The sequence below is a fragment of the Streptomyces sp. NPDC059452 genome, from assembly GCF_042750035.1.
Taxonomy (GTDB): Bacteria; Actinomycetota; Actinomycetes; order Streptomycetales; family Streptomycetaceae; genus Streptomyces.
Genome location: NZ_JBHYVE010000002.1, coordinates 22,621 through 28,800, shown reverse-complemented (window position 1 = coordinate 28,800; position 6,180 = coordinate 22,621). Strand labels below are relative to the sequence as shown.

At 71.1% G+C, this 6,180-nt stretch carries 4 protein-coding genes; 2 read left to right on the top strand and 2 right to left on the bottom strand.

Features of this window, described 5'->3' with window-relative positions; translation table 11 throughout:
* Positions 1-112 precede the first annotated feature (112 nt).
* Both ACFW9Z_RS03080 and ACFW9Z_RS03075 read right to left on the bottom strand, forming a co-directional pair.
* On the bottom strand, positions 113-2,431 hold the full coding sequence (locus tag ACFW9Z_RS03080) for a glycosyltransferase (RefSeq protein WP_384633483.1): 2,319 nt from the start codon (positions 2,429-2,431) through the stop codon (positions 113-115).
* Positions 2,428-3,903: a hypothetical protein gene (locus tag ACFW9Z_RS03075; RefSeq protein WP_384633481.1), complete on the bottom strand. Its 1,476-nt coding sequence runs from the start codon at positions 3,901-3,903 to the stop codon at positions 2,428-2,430. Before ACFW9Z_RS03075 ends, ACFW9Z_RS03080 begins: the two co-directional genes overlap by 4 nt.
* Positions 3,904-4,266: 363 nt before the next feature.
* On the opposite strand from ACFW9Z_RS03075, the gene ACFW9Z_RS03070 reads away from it, so the two are divergent.
* The gene (locus ACFW9Z_RS03070; protein ID WP_384633478.1) at positions 4,267-5,457 is read left to right on the top strand and encodes an acyltransferase family protein; all 1,191 of its coding nucleotides are present in this window, start codon (positions 4,267-4,269) and stop codon (positions 5,455-5,457) included.
* A 295-nt stretch (positions 5,458-5,752) separates the two neighbouring features.
* Positions 5,753-6,133: a peptidase inhibitor family I36 protein gene (locus ACFW9Z_RS03065; protein ID WP_384633476.1), complete on the top strand. Its 381-nt coding sequence runs from the start codon at positions 5,753-5,755 to the stop codon at positions 6,131-6,133.
* Positions 6,134-6,180 lie beyond the last annotated feature (47 nt).

Genomic DNA, 6,180 nt, shown 5'->3' with positions numbered 1-6,180 from the left:
GGGCTGCGGGCGGCGGCCGAGCGGTATCTCTCGCCCCGCCCCACCGTCGTTCCGCCGTACGGACTACCGACCCGACGCCGTTCTCCCGTACGTACCGCCTACCGCCTACCGCCTACCGCCCCAGGATCACCCGGAGGTCCGCGGCGTTGGCCTCGGTGACCTTCCACAGCTCCTGCTGACGGCCGTGCACATCCGCCACGGACGCCGCGTGGTCGGCCAGCAGCGCGGTCGCCCGTTCGGTGAGGCGGGCGCCGAGGTAGCGGTCGTGGACGGAGATGCCCCACTCGGGCCGCTCGATGTCGGCCAGGAAGTAGGCCATCTTCGGGTGCGATATCAGGCTGATCACCGGCGTACCGCAGCCGAACGGGATCATGCCCGCGTGCCCCCGCATGCCGATGACCAGCTTCGTCCGGGCGTAGACGTCCCGGATCGCGTCGTTGTCGAAGTCGTACATCGGGATGACCGGCAGCGAGATGCCGTGCTCGCGCCGCAGGTCGAAAGCGATCCGCTCGTCGTCCAGCGAGTGCGCCACGCACTTCACCTCGGCCTGCTCGCCGAGCGCGGTGACCGCGGAGGCCATCTCGCGGAGGAAGTGGCCGTAGTCGTGGCCGAAGCGCAGACCGGCCCGGTCGTAGGCGGCGTTGACCAGGATGGTGTTCTCGCGCTCGGCCGGGTCGCGCCAGCCGTCGACCAGCTGCCGGGTGACCGTGGTCGGGCAGGGCTGGAAGCGGACCTTGTCGTGGAGCTCCGGCGGCAGCAGGTCCCGGACCTTCTCGATCGAGCCGTGGTTGCGCAGGCCGAAGAAGGCGGAGCGCTCCACGAGCGTGCGCAGGCTGGAGAGGAACCGCTTGCGGCCGTGTCCGTACGCCTGCCCGTCGAAGGCGTTGAAGCCGACGGCGTACACCAGGACGGGGACGTCGATCCGCTCCAGCAGCTCGTCGGAGACGTTCCACTGCCAGCCGCTGTTGCCGTTCGGCGCGGTGTCGGGGATGAAGAGTCCGCCGCCGCCGATGACCAGGCCCCGGCGGGCGTTGACCCGCTCCAGGGCCGCCTCGTCGAAGAGCCGGTGGGCGTGGACCGAGTGCCAGCGGTCGGGGCCGGTGTCCTGGCCGAAGGCCAGCCGTACGCTCTCGGGCAGCAGCTTGTCGCCCGCGTTGCCCTGCCGCTCCATGTAGAAGGCGACATGGGCGAGCTGGCCGGAGGCGGGGCCCTCGGCGGGCGGGGTGAGGCCGGTGGTACGGAGGTGCATCAGCCGGTTCGCCCGGTGCGTCGGGTCGACGCGGAGGCCCTGGAGCGCGAGGCGCGCGGCCTCCTCGTCGTCACCGTGGATCCAGGCGATCTGGGCGAGCCGCCCGTACGCGGTCGCGGCCCGGTTGGGCGCGGAGGCGGCCAGCCGCAACTGGGCGCGGGCCTCCTCGTACCGGGACACGCTCATCAGGGCGTGCCCGAGCACCTCGTTGGGCCAGGACTCGTCGACGGGGATGCGCAGCGGGCCGAGCAGGTCGACGGCTTCCTGGTACTCCCCCGCGAGGATGTGGGCGGCGGCCACCTTGCGGGCGCTCTCCACGTCGGCGGTGCGCCGCACGTGCGGGGTGCCGTAGTGGACGACCAGGTCGTGGTGCTTGGTACCGCTCACCGCGAGGTAGGCGGCGTGGAACTCGGCCTCGGACAGGTTGTACGCGTGCCAGCGGGCCTCGGCCTCGCCGTACCCCGACTCCCCGCCCTGCCAGGGCTTGTGCCGCCCCGTGAAGTGCAGGATCGCCGTGCCCTCGGGGACCGGGAGGTCGCCCGACAGGCGCCGCTTGACGAAGTTGAAGCGGGCGTCCAGCTGGACGAAGTCGCCGTCCAGTACGGCGTTGAGGATGCCCTGGTCGTGCTTGTCGAGCTCGTACGTACCGGCCCGGCCGACCTCGTCAAGCTCGGCGCAGAAGGCGTCGGTCAGATACTCGCGCTGGATGACCAGCAGCCCGCTGTTCAGCTTGTGCTGTCCGTAGAAGAACTGCGGAACGGCGGCCAGCCCCTCGCGCAGCCGCAGCAGCTCCCCCAGGTCGTCGAGGACGACCATGTCGGTGTCCAGGGTGATCACGGTGTCGTAGTCGCGGACCCGGAACACATCGAGGATGAAGTAGGCCTTGCGCACCAGGTAGTTGTCCTGGTCGCCCTTGGCGTACGTGTCGTAGTGCCCGGCGTCGACCTGCCGGAAGTCGACGCGCGGGTGCAGGGCGCGGATCTTCGCGACGGACTCGGGGCGCAGACCGTCGTGGAGGACGAGGAAGTCCTCGCAGACGTTCGGGTTGGACAGGGCGAGGCTGCGCAGCAGGGTGAGGAAGCCGGGCAGGTAGTTCTCGTCCACGAAGCTGGCGAAGGCGATGCGGCGCTTTCCGGTGAGCGCGTTCGTGGTCGGTGGGGCGGGGGTGGTGGACGTCGTCATCGCAGGCTGATCCTCATGTCGGTGACGCTCTGGGCCCGTTCCATGACCCACGCCTTCTCGCTGGTGTACTCGTGCACGGACGTGATGGGCATCCGCATCGCCGCGGGGAGCCGGTAGGCGCCGCTCTCGTAGAAGTCGAAGCCGATCAGGTCGAGGCGCGGGCTCACGTCCAGGAAGTCCAGCAGCCAGAGCATGTTGAAGCCGCTGGTGGGGATCGAGGACCAGACGTCCCGGCCGAGGCGCCCTATGTCACGCACCGGCCAGCGCAGGGACTCGTCCCCCAGGTAGGTCTGCGCGCCCGGGACCAGCCGGTTGCGCAGGGAGTACTTCCAGTCGCCGGAGATGCCGCCGAAGATCAGCCGGGTGTCCACGTGCTGGTCCCAGTTGAAACCGTGCTTGTGGATGCTGACGTGGATGTCGGTGCGCCGGCCGGTGGCCGCCGGGTCGATCCGGTACGAGTTGAAGCGGACGACCAGGTCGTAGTCGTCGATCTCCTTGCCGAGCGAACTGTTGCCCACCCGCTGGGAGTTGGCGATCAGGCAGATGGACTTCCCGGCGATCCGGTTACGGAACTCGCCCAGCGTGAGCCACTGGACACCGCCGAAGGTGGGGTCGTCGACCGGCCCGCGCATCCGGGCCCGGCGCTGTTCGGCGTAGAGCGTGGTGAGGGCGGTGAGCTCGGCGGGGGCGGGGTGCTCGGCGGGGGTGGCCGGTGCCCGGCCCGTCGTGGGCGCGCTCCCGCCGCCCGCGACACCGGCTGCCTCGCGGGCCAGGGTGAGGTAGCGGGAGAGCGTCTGCTGGATCTCGTTCACCGGGGCGTCGGCCCCGATCTGTGCGAGCAGGGCCCCGATCAGCCGGGGCCGGGCCTCGTCCCAGGCGCCCCGGGCGTGCAGCTCCAGGCCCTTCGCCCAGGACTCGACGACGGGCCGGGCCGCGAACTCCCGGGCCTCGGGGCAGCCGGTGGCCAGCCGCTGGACCAGCTCCGCCTGGAGCCGGGCGCCCTCGCGCAGCCCGGCCACCTTGACGGCCACGCCGAAGCCGTCGTCATCGGTGAGTTCGAGGTAGCGCTCGTACGCGGTGACCGCGGCGCTCTCGGCGCCCATGGCCTCCAGCACGCGGGCGCGCAGCCGCCAGCCGGCCCGGGAGCGCTTGCGCTGGGTGAGCACGGTGTCGGCGACCATCAGGGCGAGCTTGGTCTCGTCCCCGTAACCGCAGGCCAGAGCCTTGTTGCCGACCGCGAGCAGCGGGTCCATGAGCGCGTCGCCGAGCAGCAGCGCGGAGCCGGACGCGGCCTTGGCCGGGCGGCGAAGGAGCGGCAGCGGGCTGGTGGCCGAGGCCGCCGGGGCCGTCGCCGCGTGGGTGGCGAGGAGATGGCGGAGCGCCTCGGCCAGGGCGTTGCGCCGTCCGTCCAGGCTCCCGACGAGCTTGGCGCTGTGCGCGGCACAGGCGCTCAGGCAGGTTTCCAGATCCATGGCGTTCACCCGGTCGGCGGCCACCGTCTCTCCGGAGGTTATCGGGACCTCCGCGTCACGTTGCCGTGGCCAGCGGGTGCGGGCTTTCGTCATGGCGCTCCAAGCGTCTGGTGCCCGTGGGGGGAGGGGGCTTCGGTCTCGCGCGGGGTCCGGGGACTCCTCCCCGGGTGACCAGGAGTGAGGTTCCGCGCAGTGTCTGTCGGTTCTGCGTCACCGTAGGAAACCTGGACGACCGAAGGATGAACTCCCCCTGTCGGAGCGGGAAACGGCGTGCTTCCCCGGCGTTTCACACCCTTTCGCGGCCCTACGCTGGCGCGGCGCGACGACCCGGGAGACGTGACGGCCTGGAAGAGGGGAGCGGCTTTGACCACGACACGGCAGGACACGGGGGTGGCGCCCCCTGCCGCCGCCCTGGTTGATCACGGCCGGGCCGACGCGGGCCACCGTACGGAACAGGCGCGCACGGCCGACGCGGGCCGCCCTGCGGAACAGACACGGCCGAAGTCGCGGCTGCGGGCCCTCGACGGGCTGCGGCTGCTCGCCGCGCTGATGGTGGCCGGGTACCACTACGGGGGCCGGGGCGGCGAGATCACCGAGGCCTGGGGCAGCTCGGCCGCCGTGCAGTTCCCGACGGCCCACACCTGGCTGGCGTACGGCTGTCTCGGGGTGCAGATCTTCTTCGTGATCAGCGGCTTCGTGATCTGCCTCAGCGGCTGGGGACGCACCCCGCTCGCGTTCTTCGCCTCGCGCGCCTCGCGGCTGCTCCCGGCGTACTGGGCGGCGGTCGTGCTGGTGACGGCGGTGTTCGCGCTGCCGATGGTCGCGTACGAGGCGGTGTCCCCCAGCGACGCCCTGCTCAACCTGACGCTGTTGCAGCAGCCGTTGGGCGCGGACCGGGTGCTGGGGGTGTGCTGGACGCTCTGGGCCGAGGTGCGGTTCTACGCGCTGTTCGCCCTGTGCGTGGTGCTGCCGGGGGTGAACCGGCGCCGGGTGGTGCTGTTCTGCGCCGGGTGGACGCTGGCGGCGGCGCTCGCGCGGGCCTCGGGCGAGCCGTTCCTCGATGTGCTGCTGATGCCGCAGTACGCCCCGTACTTCATCGGCGGCATCGGCCTCTACCTGCTGCACCGCGACCGGCGCGACGTGCTGGCCTGGGGCATCGTCGGGGTGAGCTGGCTGCTGGGCCAGCACTACGCGGTGGCGGACCTGTGGCACCCGGACGGCCCGGACGCGTTCTCCTACCGTTCGTCGGTGGTCATCATCCTGATCGTGACGGCCGGTTTCGCCGCCGTCGCGGCCGTAGCGCTGGGCGCCCTGAACCGGATCGACCGGCCATGGCTCACGGTCGCCGGGGCGCTCACGTACCCCTTCTACCTGGTCCACGAGCACCTGGGCTGGGTCGTGGTGGGCGCGCTGCACCGGGGCCTGGGGGTGCCGTCATGGGCCACGTTCGCGCTGACCCTGGCGGCGATGCTGGGGCTGGCGTGGCTGCTGCACCGCTTCGTGGAACGACGCTTCACACCGCTGCTGCGGGACGCCCTGACGGCAGGCCGCTGACAGCGGGGCCGCCGACGGAGACGGCCCCACCCGGCACCCGGCCGAACGGTGGTGGCCTCAAGGGCGAAGCGAGGCTTCCATTTCGGGCACATGCCAGAAGCATCACCTGTTCGGGTATATGGCAGGCATGCCCACCCCTGGCCTCAAAACTCCCTTTTCCCCATGAGAAAGGGCATATGAACAGCATTCACTCAGGGAGGCCCGACTCCACAGACCGATACCAAGGAGGCAAATACCCCCATAACCTGCCATCAGACCCGCAGACCGACTGTGGGTGACACACCAAGGAGAAACCATGCCCCGATCCGGACGCGTCGCCCCCCGCCTGTGGACCGCCGCAGCCATCCTGACGGTCACCGCGGGAACCGCCGCCCTGACCGCGCCCCCGGCGGCGGCCGACGCCGACCAGTGTCCGTCCGGTTCGTTCTGCGTCTGGGAACAGTCCAGCTACCGGGGCGACTTCCGGCACTACACCGCGTCGAACCCGAACGTCGGCAACTACATGAACGACCGCATGACCTCGTACTGGAACCGCACCGGCAGGACGGTCAGCGTCTACGAGCACTCCAACTACGTCGGCTGCATGTTCTCGGTCGCGCCCGGCGGATCGGAGGCGGCGGTCGCCTCGCACTTCAACGACAAGATGACCTCCTTCCGCGTCGGCAGCGGCTGCTGACGCGGCAGGAGCGCCCGGCGGCCACGGGCTCACCCTCCTGGCCGCCG

Excerpts from the sequence above, each read along its gene's own strand:
- ACFW9Z_RS03080 (WP_384633483.1), bottom strand. The coding sequence starts at position 2,431 with ATGACGACGTCCACCACCCCCGCCCCACCGACCACGAACGCGCTCACC.
- ACFW9Z_RS03075 (WP_384633481.1), bottom strand. The coding sequence starts at position 3,903 with ATGGATCTGGAAACCTGCCTGAGCGCCTGTGCCGCGCACAGCGCCAAG.
- ACFW9Z_RS03065 (WP_384633476.1), top strand. The coding sequence starts at position 5,753 with ATGCCCCGATCCGGACGCGTCGCCCCCCGCCTGTGGACCGCCGCAGCC.